This window comes from Streptomyces sp. NPDC033229, assembly GCF_055576875.1.
In genome coordinates this window covers 133,965-149,164 of record NZ_JBVIQR010000009.1, presented here as the reverse complement: position 1 = coordinate 149,164, position 15,200 = coordinate 133,965, and the positions used below count along the sequence as shown (strand labels likewise).

Annotated in this window: 14 protein-coding genes; 11 read left to right on the top strand and 3 right to left on the bottom strand. The window is 72.0% G+C overall.

What is annotated here, in order from left to right; translation table 11 throughout:
- Nucleotides 1–64 precede the first annotated feature (64 nt).
- The 7 genes from hpnE to ACZ53N_RS11230 all read left to right on the top strand — a co-directional run bounded on the left by hpnE (nt 65) and on the right by ACZ53N_RS11230 (nt 9,945).
- Nucleotides 65–1,561, top strand: a complete 1,497-nt coding sequence (gene hpnE, locus ACZ53N_RS11260; RefSeq protein WP_469140647.1) for a hydroxysqualene dehydroxylase HpnE — start codon at nt 65–67, stop codon at nt 1,559–1,561.
- Nucleotides 1,558–2,649 (top strand): polyprenyl synthetase family protein, encoded by a 1,092-nt coding sequence (locus tag ACZ53N_RS11255; protein ID WP_469140646.1) that lies wholly within the window; start codon nt 1,558–1,560, stop codon nt 2,647–2,649. Before hpnE ends, ACZ53N_RS11255 begins: the two co-directional genes overlap by 4 nt.
- A gap of 123 nt (nt 2,650–2,772) precedes the next feature.
- Nucleotides 2,773–4,779: a squalene--hopene cyclase gene (shc, locus tag ACZ53N_RS11250; protein ID WP_469140645.1), complete on the top strand. Its 2,007-nt coding sequence runs from the start codon at nt 2,773–2,775 to the stop codon at nt 4,777–4,779.
- Nucleotides 4,779–5,429: a phosphorylase family protein gene (locus ACZ53N_RS11245; protein ID WP_469140644.1), complete on the top strand. Its 651-nt coding sequence runs from the start codon at nt 4,779–4,781 to the stop codon at nt 5,427–5,429. Before shc ends, ACZ53N_RS11245 begins: the two co-directional genes overlap by 1 nt.
- 5 nt (nt 5,430–5,434) lie before the next feature.
- Entirely contained in the window at nt 5,435–6,457 is a 1,023-nt protein-coding gene (gene hpnH / locus ACZ53N_RS11240; protein ID WP_469140643.1) for an adenosyl-hopene transferase HpnH, read from the top strand.
- A gap of 186 nt (nt 6,458–6,643) precedes the next feature.
- Complete coding sequence (gene dxs / locus ACZ53N_RS11235; RefSeq protein ID WP_469140642.1) at nt 6,644–8,554, top strand: 1-deoxy-D-xylulose-5-phosphate synthase; 1,911 nt, start codon at nt 6,644–6,646, stop codon at nt 8,552–8,554.
- Complete coding sequence (locus ACZ53N_RS11230; protein ID WP_469140641.1) at nt 8,551–9,945, top strand: aspartate aminotransferase family protein; 1,395 nt, start codon at nt 8,551–8,553, stop codon at nt 9,943–9,945. Before dxs ends, ACZ53N_RS11230 begins: the two co-directional genes overlap by 4 nt.
- 40 nt (nt 9,946–9,985) lie before the next feature.
- Here ACZ53N_RS11230 and ACZ53N_RS11225 read toward each other — a convergent pair whose 3' ends face one another.
- On the bottom strand, nt 9,986–10,792 hold the full coding sequence (locus ACZ53N_RS11225; protein WP_469140640.1) for a tyrosine-protein phosphatase: 807 nt from the start codon (nt 10,790–10,792) through the stop codon (nt 9,986–9,988).
- A 213-nt stretch (nt 10,793–11,005) separates the two neighbouring features.
- Here ACZ53N_RS11225 and ACZ53N_RS11220 point away from each other — a divergent pair, with 213 nt between their 5' ends.
- Entirely contained in the window at nt 11,006–11,797 is a 792-nt protein-coding gene (locus tag ACZ53N_RS11220) for an SGNH/GDSL hydrolase family protein (RefSeq protein WP_370422667.1), read from the top strand.
- Nucleotides 11,798–11,862: 65 nt separating this feature from the next.
- Here ACZ53N_RS11220 and ACZ53N_RS11215 read toward each other — a convergent pair whose 3' ends face one another.
- Nucleotides 11,863–12,321 (bottom strand): ATP-binding protein, encoded by a 459-nt coding sequence (locus tag ACZ53N_RS11215; RefSeq protein WP_469140639.1) that lies wholly within the window; start codon nt 12,319–12,321, stop codon nt 11,863–11,865.
- Nucleotides 12,322–12,457: 136 nt separating this feature from the next.
- On the opposite strand from ACZ53N_RS11215, the gene ACZ53N_RS11210 reads away from it, so the two are divergent.
- From ACZ53N_RS11210 to ACZ53N_RS11200, 3 genes are read left to right on the top strand one after another with little or no spacing between them, the layout of a single operon-like run.
- A complete protein-coding gene (locus tag ACZ53N_RS11210; RefSeq protein WP_469140638.1) occupies nt 12,458–13,324 on the top strand; it encodes a helix-turn-helix domain-containing protein in 867 nt (288 codons plus the stop codon).
- Nucleotides 13,325–13,327: 3 nt separating this feature from the next.
- Nucleotides 13,328–13,585, top strand: a complete 258-nt coding sequence (locus ACZ53N_RS11205; RefSeq protein WP_469140637.1) for a DUF397 domain-containing protein — start codon at nt 13,328–13,330, stop codon at nt 13,583–13,585.
- Between the two features lie 58 nt (nt 13,586–13,643).
- Nucleotides 13,644–14,501, top strand: a complete 858-nt coding sequence (locus ACZ53N_RS11200) for an SAM-dependent methyltransferase (protein ID WP_469140636.1) — start codon at nt 13,644–13,646, stop codon at nt 14,499–14,501.
- Nucleotides 14,502–14,635: 134 nt separating this feature from the next.
- Here ACZ53N_RS11200 and ACZ53N_RS11195 read toward each other — a convergent pair whose 3' ends face one another.
- On the bottom strand, nt 14,636–15,196 hold the full coding sequence (locus tag ACZ53N_RS11195; RefSeq protein WP_469140635.1) for a carboxymuconolactone decarboxylase family protein: 561 nt from the start codon (nt 15,194–15,196) through the stop codon (nt 14,636–14,638).
- Nucleotides 15,197–15,200: the final 4 nt, after the last annotated feature.

The window sequence follows — 15,200 nt, the reverse complement described above, 5'->3', positions numbered from 1 at the left end:
AGGATCGGTGTGCAACCCTCCGCACCGCGGACGCGTCCCTGACAGCAGCCGAGGGAGAGGGCGCATGACAGCACGGACGACGACCCGGCCCGACGGGCACCGCGCACAGGAGGCAGGCCGCCCCGTCGGGGCGGCCGCGGTGGTGATCGGGGGCGGCCTCGCGGGCACCACCGCGGCGCTCGAACTCGCCGACGCGGGGCTGCGCGTCACCCTGATCGAGGGGCGCCCCCGGCTGGGCGGGCTGGCCTTCTCCTTCCGCCGCGGCGAGCTGACCGTCGACAACGGCCAGCACGTCTACTTGCGTTGCTGCACCGCCTACCAGTGGTTCCTCGACCGGGTCGACGCCCTGGCGCTCGCCCCGCTGCAGAGCCGGCTGGACGTCCCCGTCCTCGACGTCGGCCACCCCTCCGGGCGGCCCGTCCTGGGTCGGCTGCGCCGCACCGCGCTGCCCGTGCCGCTGCACCTGGCGGCCAGCCTCGCCACGTACCCGCACCTCTCGCTCGCCGAGCGGGCCAAGGTCGGCCGCGCCGCGCTGGCGCTGCGCGGCCTCGACCCGATGGACCCCGCGCTGGACGGGGAGGACTTCGCTAGCTGGCTGCACCGCCACGGCCAGTCCTCCCGCGCGGTCGAGGCACTGTGGGACCTCGTCGGCGTCGCCACCCTCAACGCCACCGCCGACCAGGCCTCCCTGGGCCTGGCCGCCATGGTCTTCAAGACCGGCCTGCTCTCCGAGCCCGGCGCCGCCGACATCGGCTGGGCGCACGTGCCGCTGGGCGAGCTGCACGACGTCCGCGCCCGCGCGGCCCTCGACAAGGCGGGCGTCCGCACCTGTCTGCGCACCCGAGCCACCGGCCTCACCCGGGGCACCGACGGCACCTGGCACGTGGCCACCGAGTCCGGCCCGGGTTCGGCCGAGCGGCTGGACGCCGACACCGTCGTGCTCGCCGTACCGCAGCGCGAGACCCACGCCCTGCTGCCCGAGGGCGCCCTGGACGACGCCGACCGGCTGCTCGACATCGGCACCGCCCCGATCCTCAACGTGCACGTCGTCTACGACCGCAAGGTCCTGCGACAGCCGTTCTTCGCGGCCCTCGGTTCCCCCGTGCAGTGGGTCTTCGACCGCACGGACTCCTCCGGCCTCGCCGGCGGCGGCCAGTACCTGGCCGTCTCCCAGTCGGCCGTGCAGGACGAGATCGACCTGCCGGTCGCCGAGCTGCGCGACCGCTATCTTCCCGAGCTGGAGCGGCTGCTGCCCGCGGCACGCGGCGCCGGCGTCCGGGACTTCTTCGTGACCCGGGAGCGGACAGCGACGTTCGCCCCCACCCCGGGCGTCGGCCGGCTCCGGCCGCACGCCCCCACGAACGCGCCCGGCCTGTACCTGGCCGGCGCGTGGACCGCCACCGGCTGGCCCGCGACCATGGAGGGCGCGGTGCGCAGCGGTCTGTCCGCCGCCGACGCGGCCCTCTCCGAGCTCGGGCGTCCGTACCGGAGTCCCCTCCGGGAGCCGGCACGAACGAGCGAGCCACCCAAGGCGTGCACCCCCGGCACGGGGGACGCATGAGCATGAACACCAGAGGAGAGACCGTGACTTCGGCGATCCCAGCTGTCGACACCGCAGGCGTCACCGCCCTGCTGGAGCGCGGACGGACGCTTGCCACGCCGGTGCTGCGTGCCGCCGTGGACCGGCTCGCGCCGCCCATGGACACCGTCGCCGCCTACCACTTCGGCTGGATCGACGCCGAGGGCCGGCCCTCGCACGGCGACGGCGGCAAGGCCGTCCGGCCCGCCCTTGCCCTGCTCTCGGCCGAAGCGGCCGGGGCCGCCCCCGAGGTGGGCATCCCCGGCGCGGTGGCCGTGGAGCTCGTGCACAACTTCTCGCTGCTCCACGACGACCTGATGGACGGCGACGAGCAGCGCCGGCACCGCGACACCGTGTGGAAGGTGCACGGCCCGGCCCAGGCCATCCTGGTCGGCGACGCCCTCTTCGCCCTCGCCAACGAGGTCCTGCTGGAGCTCGGCACGGTCGAGGCCGGCCGCGCCACCCGGCGGCTGACCACCGCCACCCGCAAGCTCATCGACGGCCAGGCCCAGGACATCTCCTACGAGCACCGCGAGCGCGTGACCGTCGAGGAGTGCCTGGAGATGGAGGGCAACAAGACGGGCGCCCTGCTCGCCTGCGCCGTCTCCATCGGCGCGGTCCTCGGCGGCGCCGACGACCGTACGGCCGACACCCTGGAGGCCTACGGCTACCACCTCGGCCTCGCCTTCCAGGCCGTCGACGACCTGCTCGGCATCTGGGGCGACCCGGAGGCCACCGGCAAGCAGACCTGGAGCGATCTGCGCCAGCGCAAGAAGTCCCTGCCCGTCGTCGCCGCCCTCGCCGCCGGCGGCCCCGCCTCCGAGCGGCTCGCCCGGATCCTCGCCGCCGACGCCAGGCTCAGCGACGCCGCGGCCGCCGACTTCGACGAGGAAGAGTTCGCCAGCCGCGCGGCGCTGATCGAGGAGGCGGGCGGCCGGGAGTGGACCTCCCAGGAGGCCCGCCGCCAGCACGCCACCGCGATCGAGGCGCTGGACGGCGTCGACATGCCCGCAGAGGTCCGAGCGCAGCTCGTCGCGCTCGCCGACTTCGTCGTCGTACGAAAGAGATGATTCCCATTCACCCGATCTAGACCTCGCAGTCGCCGGCAGGCGCCCCTCGCTCGGGGCGCCGCCGACGGAACCCCCAAGTACGGCAGTACGGCAGAGAAGAAACTCACTGCAAAAGGGGAAGCCATGACAGCGACGACCGACGGAGGCACCGGGGCGGGCTCGCCCCCTGCGGCCGCGGCCACCGAGAGCACCACCGTCCTGCCGCCCGTCGACCGGGCCGCGCAGGAGCAGCCGCACGCGGCCGCGGAGCGGGCCACCGCCCGCGCGGTCGACCACCTGCTCGCCCGGCAGGACGCGGCGGGATGGTGGAAGGGCGACCTGGAGACCAACGTCACCATGGACGCCGAAGACCTGATGCTCCGCCAGTTCCTCGGGATCCAGGACGAGAAGACCACCCGGGCGGCGGCCCTCTTCATCCGCACCGAGCAGCGCCCGGACGGCACCTGGTCCACCTTCCACGGCGGACCCGCCGAACTCTCCGCCACCATCGAGGCCTATGTCGCGCTGCGGCTCGCCGGGGACGCCCCCGAAGCCCCCCACATGGCCGCCGCGGCGCTCTGGATCCGCGAGCAGGGCGGCATCGCCGCCGCCCGGGTCTTCACCCGGATCTGGCTGGCCCTCTTCGGCTGGTGGAAGTGGGACGACCTCCCCGAACTGCCGCCCGAGATCATGTACTTGCCGAAGTGGTTCCCGCTCAACATCTACGACTTCGGCTGCTGGGCCCGGCAGACCATCGTGCCGCTGACCGTCGTCTCCGCGAAGCGCCCGGTACGGCCCGCGCCGTTCCCCCTCGACGAGCTGCACACCGACCCGCGGCGCCCCAACCCCCCGCGCCCGGCGGCCCCGGCCGCCAGCTGGGACGGCCTCTTCCAGCGCCTGGACAAGGCGCTGCACGTCTACCGCAGGTTCGCGCTCGCCCCCCTGCGCCGCACCGCGCTCAGAGCGGCCGAGCGCTGGATCATCGAGCGCCAGGAGAACGACGGCTGCTGGGGCGGCATCCAGCCCCCCGCCGTGTACTCCGTCATCGCCCTCCACCTCCTCGGCTACGACCTCGGGCACCCGGTGCTGCGCGCCGGGCTCGAGTCGCTGGACCGTTTCGCCATCCGGCGGGAGGACGGCGCACGGATGATCGAGGCGTGCCAGTCGCCCGTCTGGGACACCTGCCTCGCCGTCATCGCGCTCGCCGACGCGGGCGTCGCCCCCGACCATCCGGCCCTCGTCAAGGCCGCCGACTGGATGCTGGACGAGCAGATCACCCGGCCCGGCGACTGGACCGTACGCCGGCCCGAGCTGCCCCCGGGCGGCTGGGCGTTCGAGTTCCACAACGACAACTACCCCGACATCGACGACACCGCCGAGGTCGTCCTCGCCCTCAAGCGGGTGCGCCACCCCGACCCCGGGCGCGTCGAGACGGCCGTCTGGCGGGCCACCCGCTGGAACCTGGGCATGCAGTCCAAGAACGGCGCCTGGGGGGCCTTCGACGCCGACAACACCAGCCCCTTCCCCAACCGGCTGCCGTTCTGCGACTTCGGCGAGGTCATCGACCCGCCGTCCGCCGACGTCACCGCGCATGTGGTCGAGATGCTGGCGGTCCTCGGCAGGCAGCACGACCCGCGCACCCGGCGCGGCATCGACTGGCTGCTCGCCGAGCAGGAGCCCTCGGGCGCCTGGTTCGGCCGCTGGGGCACCAACTACGTCTACGGCACCGGGTCGGTGCTGCCCGCCCTCGTCGCCGCCGGGCTGCCCGTGACGCACCCGGCCGTCCGCCGGGCCGTGACGTGGCTGGAGAGCGTGCAGAACGCCGACGGCGGCTGGGGCGAGGACCAGCGCTCCTACCGTGACCCCGAGTGGATCGGGCGCGGCGCGACCACCCCCTCGCAGACGGCCTGGGCGCTGATGGCGCTGCTGGCCGCGGGGGAGCGGGAGAGCAAGGCCGTCGAGCGCGGGGTGGCCTGGCTGGTGGACAACCAGCGCCCGGACGGCTCCTGGGACGAGCCGTACTTCACCGGTACCGGCTTCCCCTGGGACTTCTCCATCAACTACCACCTGTACCGGCAGGTCTTCCCCCTCACGGCCCTCGGCCGCTACCTGCACGGCGAGCCCTTCGCCCCCGACGGGCGGGAGGGCTGATGACCCCCGGCACGGGCACCCCCGGCTCCGCTCCCCTGCTGATCGCCTGTGCGCTCGGCATCGAGCGGCTCGCCCTGGGCGGCGGCTTCGGCGGAGCCGCCGGGCCCGTGACCGTACTGCGCACCGGCATGGGACCGCAGGCCGCGGACCGCGCCGTGGCCCTCGCGCTGGGGGACGACCCGGCGCTGTGCGACGCCGCCGTGATCGCCACCGGCTTCTGCGCCGGCCTCGCCCCGGGGATGCACCCCGGGGACCTGGTCGTCGCCGACGAGACCCGCGACGGCGCCGGACGCACCGAGTGCGTCGGTGTGGAGCTGCTGGCCAAGGAGCTGGCCCGGGCCGTGCCCCGGCGTGTCATCCACACCGGCCCGCTGATCGGCTCCGACCACGTCGTGCGCGGCGCGGAACGGACGGCCCTGCACGCCGCGGGAGCGCTCGCGGTGGACATGGAGTCCGCCGCCACGCTCCGCAGCGCCGTGCGGGCCGGCCCGCGCCCGGTTGCGGCCGTCCGGGTGGTCGTGGACGCTCCAGAACATGAACTCGTCCGAATCGGGACCCTGCGGGGTGGAATATCGGCTTTCCGCGTACTGCGCACTGTTCTTCCGGCCTTTTTCGAATGGCACCGTTCTTTGTTGCTCCCCAGGAGGTGAGCTAGATGGCCATGCCGCTCCGCCAGACCATCCGGGTCGGGACGTACCTTTTTGAACAGAAGCTCCGGAAGCGCGAGAAGTTTCCGCTGATCGTGGAACTCGAGCCGCTTTTCGCCTGCAACCTCAAGTGCGAGGGCTGCGGGAAGATCCAGCATCCGGCCGGGGTGCTCAAGCAGCGGATGCCGGTCGCCCAGGCCGTGGGCGCGGTGCTGGAATCCGGTGCGCCCATGGTGTCCATCGCGGGCGGCGAGCCCCTGATGCACCCGCAGATCCATGAGATCGTGCGGCAGCTGGTGGAGCGGAGGAAATACGTTTTCCTCTGCACCAACGCCATGCTGATGCGCAAGAAGATGGAGAACTTCACGCCCTCGCCCTATTTCGCGTTCGCGGTGCACATCGACGGGCTGCGCGAGCGGCACGACGAGTCCGTGGCGAAGGAGGGCGTCTTCGACGAGGCGGTGGAGGCGATCAAGGAGGCCAAGCGACGCGGCTTCCGGGTCACCACCAATTCGACCTTCTTCAACACCGACACCCCCCAGACCATCATCGAGGTGCTCAACTACCTCAATGACGACCTCCAGGTCGACGAGATGATGATCTCGCCCGCCTACGCCTACGAGAAGGCCCCCGACCAGGAGCACTTCCTGGGCGTCGAGCAGACCCGCGAGCTGTTCAAGAAGGCCTTCGGGGGCGGCAACCGGCGCCGCTGGCGGCTCAACCACAGCCCGCTGTTCCTCGACTTCCTCGAGGGCAAGGCGGACTTCCCGTGCACCGCGTGGGCCATCCCCAACTACTCCCTCTTCGGCTGGCAGCGCCCCTGCTATCTGATGAGCGACGGGTACGTGCCGACCTACCGGGAGCTGATCGAGGAGACCGACTGGGACAAGTACGGGCGCGGCAAGGACCCGCGGTGCGCCAACTGCATGGCGCACTGCGGCTACGAACCCACGGCCGTGCTGGCCACCATGGGCTCCCTGAAGGAGTCGCTGCGCGCCGCCCGCGAGACCATCGCCTCGAACCGGGGCTGAGTCCCTGGGCCCGCGGCGCGACGGATAGCGCCCGGGTTCCCCGGCGTACCGGCCCGGCCGCTCGCGACGCGCCGTCCCTCGCGAGACGTCCGGGCCGGGCCGGGGTCCGGCGCGGGGGCCGGGACCTCCGACGCCGGGCCGACCGGCCCGTACGGAGACGAGAGCGAAAGACGAGGAGGGGCCCGCGTGTCGTTGTTGGAGAACATCCGCGGTCCGCGCGACCTGAAGGCGCTCGACGCGGAGGACCTGACCGAACTGTCCGAGGAGATCCGGCACTTCCTGATCCACGCGGTCGCCAGGACCGGCGGCCACCTGGGCCCGAACCTCGGCGTGGTGGAGCTCTGCATAGCCCTGCACCGCGCCTTCGACTCGCCCGCCGACCGCATCCTGTGGGACACCGGGCACCAGAGCTACGTGCACAAGCTGCTCACCGGGCGGCAGGACTTCTCCAAGCTGCGCGGCAAAGGCGGCCTCTCCGGCTATCCCTCGCGCGAGGAGTCCGAGCACGACGTCATCGAGAACAGCCACGCCTCCACCGTGCTCGGCTGGGCCGACGGGCTCGCCAAGGCCAACCAGGTGCTCGGGCGCTGGAACCGCCATGTCGTCGCCGTCATCGGCGACGGCGCGCTGACCGGCGGCATGGCCTGGGAGGCGCTGAACAACATCGCCGCCGCCAAGGACCGCCCGCTGATCATCGTCGTCAACGACAACGAGCGCTCCTACGCGCCCACCATCGGCGGCCTGGCCCACCACCTCGCCGGGCTCCGCACCACCGACGGCTACGAACGCGCCCTGTCCTGGGGCAAGGACGTCGTCCAGCGGCTGCCGCTGCTCGGCACCCCGCTCTACGAATCGCTGCACGGCGCCAAGAAGGGCTTCAAGGAGGCCTTCGCGCCCCAGGGCATGTTCGAGGACCTCGGCCTGAAGTACGTCGGCCCGATAGACGGACACGACATCGGAGCCGTCGAGGAGGCGCTGCGCCGGGCGAAGCGCTTCCACGGGCCCGTGCTCGTGCACTGCCGTACCGAGAAGGGGCGCGGCTACCGGCCCGCCCTGGAGGACGAGGCGGACCGTTTCCACACCGTCGGTGTGATGAACCCGGTGACCTGCGAGCCGCTGGTCCCGGCCGGCGGCCGGTCCTGGACCTCGGTGTTCGGCGACGAGATGCTGCGCATCGGCGCCGAGCGGCCGGACGTGGTGGCGATCACCGCAGCGATGCTGCACCCCGTGGGCCTCACGAAGTTCGCGGCCGCCTACCCCGACCGGGTCTGGGACGTCGGGATCGCCGAGCAGCACGCGGCGACCTCGGCCGCCGGGCTGGCGACGGGCGGTCTGCACCCGGTCTTCGCGGTGTACGCCACCTTCCTCAACCGCGCCTTCGACCAGGTCCTCATGGACGTCGCCCTGCACAAGTGCGGCGTGACGTTCGTGCTGGACCGGGCCGGCGTCACCGGCACGGACGGGCCCAGTCACAACGGCATGTGGGACATGTCGATCCTCCAGGTCGTCCCCGGGCTCCGGATCGCCGCCCCGCGCGACGCCGACCAGCTCCGCGCCCAACTGCGCGAGGCCGTCGACGTCGAGGACGCACCGACCGTCGTGCGGTTCCCCAAGGAGACCGTGGGCCCGGCCCTCCCCGCCCTGGCCCGGGTGGGCGGCATGGACGTGCTGAGTGCGCCGGAGACCACCCATCCCGATGTGCTGCTGGTCGCGGTCGGCCCCATGGCCCGCGTCGCCCTCGACGCCGCCGATCTGCTCGCCGCGCGCGGCACCGCCTGCACCGTCGTCGACCCCCGCTGGGTCAAGCCGGTCGACGAGGCGCTGCCCGCGCTCGCCGCGCGACACCGCGTCGTCGCCGTCGTCGAGGACAACAGCCGCACCGGCGGTGTCGGCTCGGCGATCGCGCAGACGCTGCGCGACGCGGGCGTCGACCTGCCCGTACGGACCTTCGGCATCCCCGAGCAGTTCCTGCCGCACGCCAAGCGCGGCGAGGTGTTGGCGGACCTGGGTCTCACCCCCGCCGAGATCGCCGGCCGGATCAGCGCCGCGCTGGTCCGCCGGGCGGCCGCCCCGGTCACGGAGGAGAAGGACGCATGACGGACGACACCCCCGGCTTCGACCTCGCCCGGCTCCTGGCGGAGCGCGGCGGCGAGCGGTACGACCTGCACGACCGGTACCTCAACCACCAGCTCCCGCGGATGCTGCACACCATCGGCTTCGACAAGGTCTACGAACGGGCCGAGGGCGCGTACTTCTGGGACGCGGACGGGCAGGACTATCTCGACATGCTCGCGGGCTTCGGGGTGATGGGCCTCGGCCGGCACCACCCCGTCGTGCGCAAGGCGCTGCACGACGTCCTCGACGCCTCCCTCGCCGACCTCACCCGCTTCGACTGCCAGCCGCTCCCCGGTCTCCTCGCCGAGAAGCTGCTGTCCTACGCACCGCACCTGGACCGGGTCTTCTTCGGCAACAGCGGCACCGAGGCCGTCGAGACGGCCCTGAAGTTCGCCCGCTACGCCACCGGCAGACCCAGGATCCTGTACTGCGCGCACGCCTTCCACGGGCTGACCGTCGGCTCCCTGTCGGTCAACGGCGAGGGCGGCTTCCGCGACGGCTTCGCCCCCCTGCTGCCGGACACGGCGGTTCCGCTCGGCGACCTCGACGCCCTGGAGCGGGAGCTGCGGCGTGGCGACGTGGCGGGCTTCGTGGTCGAGCCGATCCAGGGCAAGGGCGTCCTGGAGCCGCCGGCCGGATATCTGCGGGCCGCTCAGGAGCTGCTGCGCCGGCACAAGGCGCTGTTGATCGCCGACGAGGTGCAGACCGGCATGGGGCGGACCGGTGCCTTCTTCGCCTACCAGCACGAGAGCGGGCTCGAGCCGGACCTGGTGTGCGTGGCCAAGGCGCTCTCCGGCGGCTATGTGCCGGTCGGCGCGACCCTCGGCAAGGACTGGATCTTCAAGAAGGTCTATTCCTCCATGGACCGGGTGCTGGTCCACTCGGCGAGTTTCGGGGCCAACGCCCAAGCCATGGCGGCCGGGCTCGCGGTGCTCGCCGTGATGGAGGACGAACAGATCGTGGCCAACGCCCGGCAGACCGGTGATCTGCTGCGGACCCGGCTGGCGGGGCTCGTCGAGAAGTACGAGCTGCTGCAGGAGGTGCGCGGCAGGGGCCTGATGATCGGCATCGAGTTCGGCCGGCCCAAGTCGCTCGGGCTGCGGAGCCGTTGGACCATGCTCCAGGCCGCGCGGAAGGGGCTGTTCGCGCAGATGGTGGTGGTGCCGCTGCTCCAGCGGCACCGCGTTCTCACCCAGGTCTCCGGGGACCGGCTGGAGGTCATCAAGCTGATCCCGCCGCTGATCATCGGCGAGCGGGAGGTGGACCGGTTCGTGGAGGCCTTCACGGCCGTCATGGACGACGCGCACGGTGGTGGCGGGCTGATGTGGGACTTCGGCCGCACCCTGGTCAAGCAGGCGGTCGCGGGTCGCTGACGGCTGCGGGGAGGGGGAGCCCCCGCAGCCGTCGTCCGGGTCAGTCGGTGAGCAGCCGCCCCCGCAGCCGCTCGCGCGTCCCCGCCGTGAGCCCGAGGCCCTCGGCGAGATAGCGCTCGGTCGTCCCCCAGGTCTCCTCGATGGCCGTGAACGCGGCGGCGAGGTACTCGGCGCGGGCCTCGAACAGCGGCGAGAGTAGCTCCATGACCTCGGGGGACGTACCGCCGGGCGCGCCCTCGCCCCGGCGCACCCGGTAGCGGCGGTGCGGCGCGTTGGACTCCAGGTAGTCCGCCTCGATGGTCTCGCGCGAGGCGCCGAGCGCGAGCAGGGTCACCGCGATGGACAGCCCCGCCCGGTCCTTGCCGGCGGCACAGTGCATGAGCGCGGGGACACTGTCCTCGGCGAGGGCGTGCAGCACCCGGCTGTGGTCGGCGGTGCGGGTGGTGATGATCTCGCGGTAGGTGTCGGACATCCGCCCGGCGGCCCGGCCCTCGGACAGGATCGACCGCAGCAGATCCAGGTCGCCGTTGCGGACCATCCGCCAGAACTCGGTGCCGTCCGCCGGGTCGGTCAGCGGGATGTTGACGTTCCGCACCCCGGTGAGGGCGACGTCCTCACCCTCCAGCGCGATGTCGGCGGCGTTGCGGAAGTCGAAGACCGTGTGCAGCCCCAGCGAGTCGAGGAAGCGCGCGTCATCCTCGGTCGCGTGGGCGAGGTGGCCGCTGCGGAAGAGCACGCCGGGTCGGACCCGCCGCCCGTCGGCGGCCGGCAGACCGCCGAGATCACGGAAGTTGCGCACCCCCGCCAGCTCCGGCTCGGTCGACGGGATCTGCGGCGTCTGCGTCACGGGCGCTCTCCTCTGGTCCGGCTGTCGACGCTGCTCGTCGACGAAGCGGCCCAACGACCTTACGACACCCTTTTCACGGGGGGATCGGCCCGTACGGGAGCCGTGACGACGTATTCCGGATACACCGACTTTGTCGAGGTGGGATACATCACGGCACGTCAACCCTTGGTTACGGTGGCGTAAGTCACTCGGTGAGGTGAAAGATGTGCTGACGTGGCAGACGATTCGAAATCATTCAGCAAGGGCGCGATCGGGTCGTACGCAGCCGTCGGGGACAGCTTCACCGAAGGCGTCGGCGACCCTGGGCCGGACGACACCTTCATCGGCTGGGCCGACCGACTGGCCGTACTCCTCTCGGACCAGCAGGCGGAGCACTCCTTCAGATACGCCAACCTCGCGGTCCGCGGCAGACTCCTCGATCAGATCGTCGAAGAACAGATCCCCCGGGCGAAGGAGCTGGCGCCGGACCTCGTCACCTTCTGCGCCGGGGGCAACGACATCCTGCGGCCGGGCAGCGACCCGGACGACGTGGCCGAGCGCTACGAGGCGGCCGTAGCCGAGCTGGCGGGTTCCGTCGGCACGGTCCTGCTGTGCACCGGCTTCGACACCCGGGGCATCCCCGTCCTGCGCCATCTGCGGGGCAAGATCGCGACGTACACCGCGCACGTGCGGGCCATCGCCGACCGCCACGACTGCCCGGTCCTCGACCTGTGGTCGCTGCGCTCGGTCCAGGACCGGCGGGCGTGGAGCGACGACCGGCTGCACCTCTCGGCGGACGGTCACACGCGCGTCGCGCTGCGGGCCGCCCAGGTACTCGGGCTGCGGGTGCCGGCCGACCCCGACCAGGCCTGGCCGGAAGAGGGGCACCGCTCGCCCGCCGAGGTGCGCCGGGACAACATCCACTGGGCACGCGAGCACCTTGTGCCGTGGATCGGCCGACGGCTGCGCGGGGAATCCTCGGGGGACCATGTGGAACCCAAGCGGCCGGACTTGCTGCCGCTGTAACACCGCACCTTCACCCATCGCGATCCCGCCCGAGGGGCTCGTACGGAAAGACAGGTCCGTACGGCTCAGTGGAGGATCCGACGGTGCGACAGGTCGGCCCAGACGACACGGCCACGGCCGCTGTCGTCGGGCCGTACTCCCCAGGCCTCGGACACCGCGCCGACCAGCAGGAGGCCGCGCCCGCTCTCCTCGTCCGCGCCGCTGCACCGCGCCCGGGGCTCGGTGGGGGTGTGCCCCTGGTCGGCGATCTCTATGCGCAGCCGGGCACCGCTGATCCGCAGTTGACAGCTGACCTTGTCGCTGTCGGTGTGCCGCACGGCGTTGGTGAAGAGCTCCGACACCACCAATTGGGCGTCGTCACAGGCCACTTCGTCGATGCCCCACTCCCGCAGCCGGGCGAGGACTCGTCTTCGCGCCTCCGCCACCGAGGTGTTGAGGGCCGGGAAGTGAAAGGCGTCTTGCAGACGCTCGGCGATGGAACTGCCGCAGCGCCCGAGCAGGGGGGCGTCATGGGAGGGGACCACTCCGCAACTATGTGCGATACGGCTCCGGTGTGGCAAGGTTCAATCTGTAAATTGCAGAATCGTAAGGACAGTCTGTCGGCTCCACAGGTCGCGTGGCACACTGCTGGCATATGACAGCAGTTGGAGGGGGTGGACAGTGGCGGACGCGCGCGGTGTAGGCGCCCCGACTGTCCTGCGAGTCGTGCTCGGCAAGCGGCTGCAGGACCTCAGAGAGAAGGCCGGGCTCTCCTTCGAGGAGGCGGGCCGCGCCCTAGACGTCACGCACGCCACCGTCCGGAGAATGGAAAAGGCCGAGGTCGGCCTGAAGATTCCCTATGTGGAGAAGCTGCTTCGGGTCTACGGCGTCACCGACCCGGCGGAGGTCGACGGCTTCCTCACCCTCGCCCGGGAGGCCAATCGCCCCGGCTGGTGGCACCGCTTCCGCGACGTCCTGCCCGAGTGGTTCAGCGCGTTCGTCAGCCTGGAGGGAGAGGCCAATCTCATCCGGGCCTACGAACCGCACTACGTCCCCGGGCTGTTGCAGACGGAACAGTACGCCCGCGCCGTGCTCCGCGCCGGAATGCCCCACGCGCCCGACGCCGACATCGACCGCGCGGTGGCCGTCCGCCGCGAGCGCCAGAGCCTGCTCACCCGGGACCGGGCGCCGCTGCTGTGGGTCGTGATGGACGAGACCGTGCTGCGCCGGCCGATCGGCGGGCCGGGGGTGATGCGCGAGCAGATCGCCCATCTCGTCGAGGCGACCGCACTGCCGAACGTACGACTGCAGATCATGCCGTTCGCCGCCGGGCCGCACCCGGCGATGTACGGACCGTTCCATATCTTCCGGTTCCCGCTCCCCGAGCTGCCGGACATCGCGTACGCGGAAAACCTCGTCGGGGCCTCCTACTTCGACCAGCGTGACGATGTCTCGGCCTTCCTGGAGGCGCTGGACCGGATGTGCGCGCAAGCCGCGCCGGCACAGACCACCGAGGCCTTCCTGGGTGGCATTCGTAAGGAGATCTGAACCATGGATCGCATCTACAACGGCATGCGGGCCACCGACCTCGGCACCGAGGGCTGGAGCAAGCCGTGGAGCGGCGGCAACGGAGGCAGCTGCGTGGAGGTCATGCGCCTGGGGGACGGCCGGGTGGCCGTCCGCCAGTCCACCGACCCGGCGGGCCCCGCTCTGATCTACACGCACCACGAGATGGAGACGTTCATCCGCGGCGCGAAGGCCGGCGAGGCCGACTTCCTGCTCGCCGGACCGAGCGTCGGCGGCGAGTGAAGCGGCCCCGCCGGTGAACGCGGCGGGGCGGCGACCGGCACAACGGGCACCGAAGGTCATGCGTACCGAAGGGAACAACCGCGTGAGCGAGCAGGGATTCACGGCCGACCAGATCGACACCAGCAGGCCGCACCCGGCCCGGATGTACGACTACTACCTCGACGGCTGGGACAACTACGAGGTCGACCGGCAGGCCGCCGAGCGCGTCATCGAGGCCCACCCCCAGGTCCGCCTCTCCGCCCGCGCGAACCGCGCCTTCCTGCGCCGTGCCGTACGGGAGGTGGTGGGCGGCGGCATCCGCCAGATCATCGACGTCGGCACGGGCATACCCACCTCGCCCAACACCCACGAGGTGGCCCGGGAGACGGCGCCGGACGTCAAGGTGGCCTACGTCGACAACGACCCGATCGTCGCCACCCACGCCGGGGCGAAGCTGACGAACGCGGGGGACGCCGGATTCGCCCTCGGCGACGTCCGCGACCCCCGGGCGATCCTCGCCGACCCCGTGGTCCGCGCACTCATCGACTTCGACCGGCCGGTGGCCCTGCTGCTCGTCGCCGTCCTGCACTTCGTCAAGGACGAGGAGGACCCGGCGGGCATCGTCGCCGCCTTCGCCGAGGCGCTGCCCTCCGGCAGCTGCCTCGTGCTCTCCCACGCCACCGGCGAACCCTACGAGGCGTACGAGGCGGGCCGCACGGACGAGGTGGCCCGGGACGGCGTCCTCGACGTCTACAAGAACGCCACCGCCACCTTGAACCTGCGCGGACGCGCCGAGATCGCCCCGCTCTTCGGCGAATTCGCTCTCCTCGACCCCGGACTGGTCCGGGTACCGCTGTGGCGCCCGGACGGGCCGGTGCCGGGCGCCGAGGAGCTCAGCAACACCATCTTTTACGGGGGAGTCGGGCGGAAGGCCTAGGGTCTGCCGACCGCTGTGCCGCCTGCGGCGGCGGGCGCCCTGCGGGCGCGTCCTCAATCGCCGGACGGGCTGGTTCTGGCTGAGCCCAGCCGATATCAGCCTGTCCGGCGTTTGAGGACACCGCCGACCAGGCCCTAGCGGGAATCCCGCGCCGGGATGTCGCAGCTGTCCTTGAACCCCTGGCCGGCCAGCCCGAAAGCCGCGTTGACGCGTGAGCGGAGGTTCTCGACCGCGACCATCGCGGTCAGCTCGACCAGCCCCTCGTCGCCGAGGTGCTGCCGCAGCCGCGCGGCCAGGTCGTCCTCGACCGTCGGCGGGGTCGCGGTCATCGCCTCGGCGTACTCCATGACGTCCCGCTCTAGCGGGGTGTAGACCTCGCTCTCCCGCCACCGGGGCACATCGTGCAGCTTCTCGTGCGTCATGCCGTGCCTGCGGTTCTCCCAGTAGCCGAAGTCCATGCACCACGAGCAGCCGATGGCCGACGCCGACGCCATCACCGCGAGGGCCTTCAGGCCGGGGTCGAGCTTCTTCCAGCGGGCCACCGACAGCTCGAAGCGGGACGTGCCGATCAGCACCCGGCGGTGGTGGCCGTAGGCCATCAGCGGGTCGAGGACCTTGCCGTAAGCCCGCCGGGAGTACCACTGGAGCAGGCGGATCAGCGGGGTGCGGGGCGGGTTGAGGGAGATGCGGGCCATGTCG

Bases quoted from the DNA above. Each gene is read 5' to 3' on its own strand.
- hpnE (WP_469140647.1), top strand. From the start codon at position 65: ATGACAGCACGGACGACGACCCGGCCCGACGGGCACCGCGCACAGGAG.
- ACZ53N_RS11255 (WP_469140646.1), top strand. From the start codon at position 1,558: ATGAGCATGAACACCAGAGGAGAGACCGTGACTTCGGCGATCCCAGCT.
- shc (WP_469140645.1), top strand. From the start codon at position 2,773: ATGACAGCGACGACCGACGGAGGCACCGGGGCGGGCTCGCCCCCTGCG.
- ACZ53N_RS11245 (WP_469140644.1), top strand. From the start codon at position 4,779: ATGACCCCCGGCACGGGCACCCCCGGCTCCGCTCCCCTGCTGATCGCC.
- hpnH (WP_469140643.1), top strand. From the start codon at position 5,435: ATGGCCATGCCGCTCCGCCAGACCATCCGGGTCGGGACGTACCTTTTT.
- ACZ53N_RS11230 (WP_469140641.1), top strand. From the start codon at position 8,551: ATGACGGACGACACCCCCGGCTTCGACCTCGCCCGGCTCCTGGCGGAG.
- ACZ53N_RS11205 (WP_469140637.1), top strand. From the start codon at position 13,328: ATGGATCGCATCTACAACGGCATGCGGGCCACCGACCTCGGCACCGAG.
- ACZ53N_RS11200 (WP_469140636.1), top strand. From the start codon at position 13,644: ATGCGTACCGAAGGGAACAACCGCGTGAGCGAGCAGGGATTCACGGCC.
- ACZ53N_RS11195 (WP_469140635.1), bottom strand. From the start codon at position 15,196: ATGGCCCGCATCTCCCTCAACCCGCCCCGCACCCCGCTGATCCGCCTG.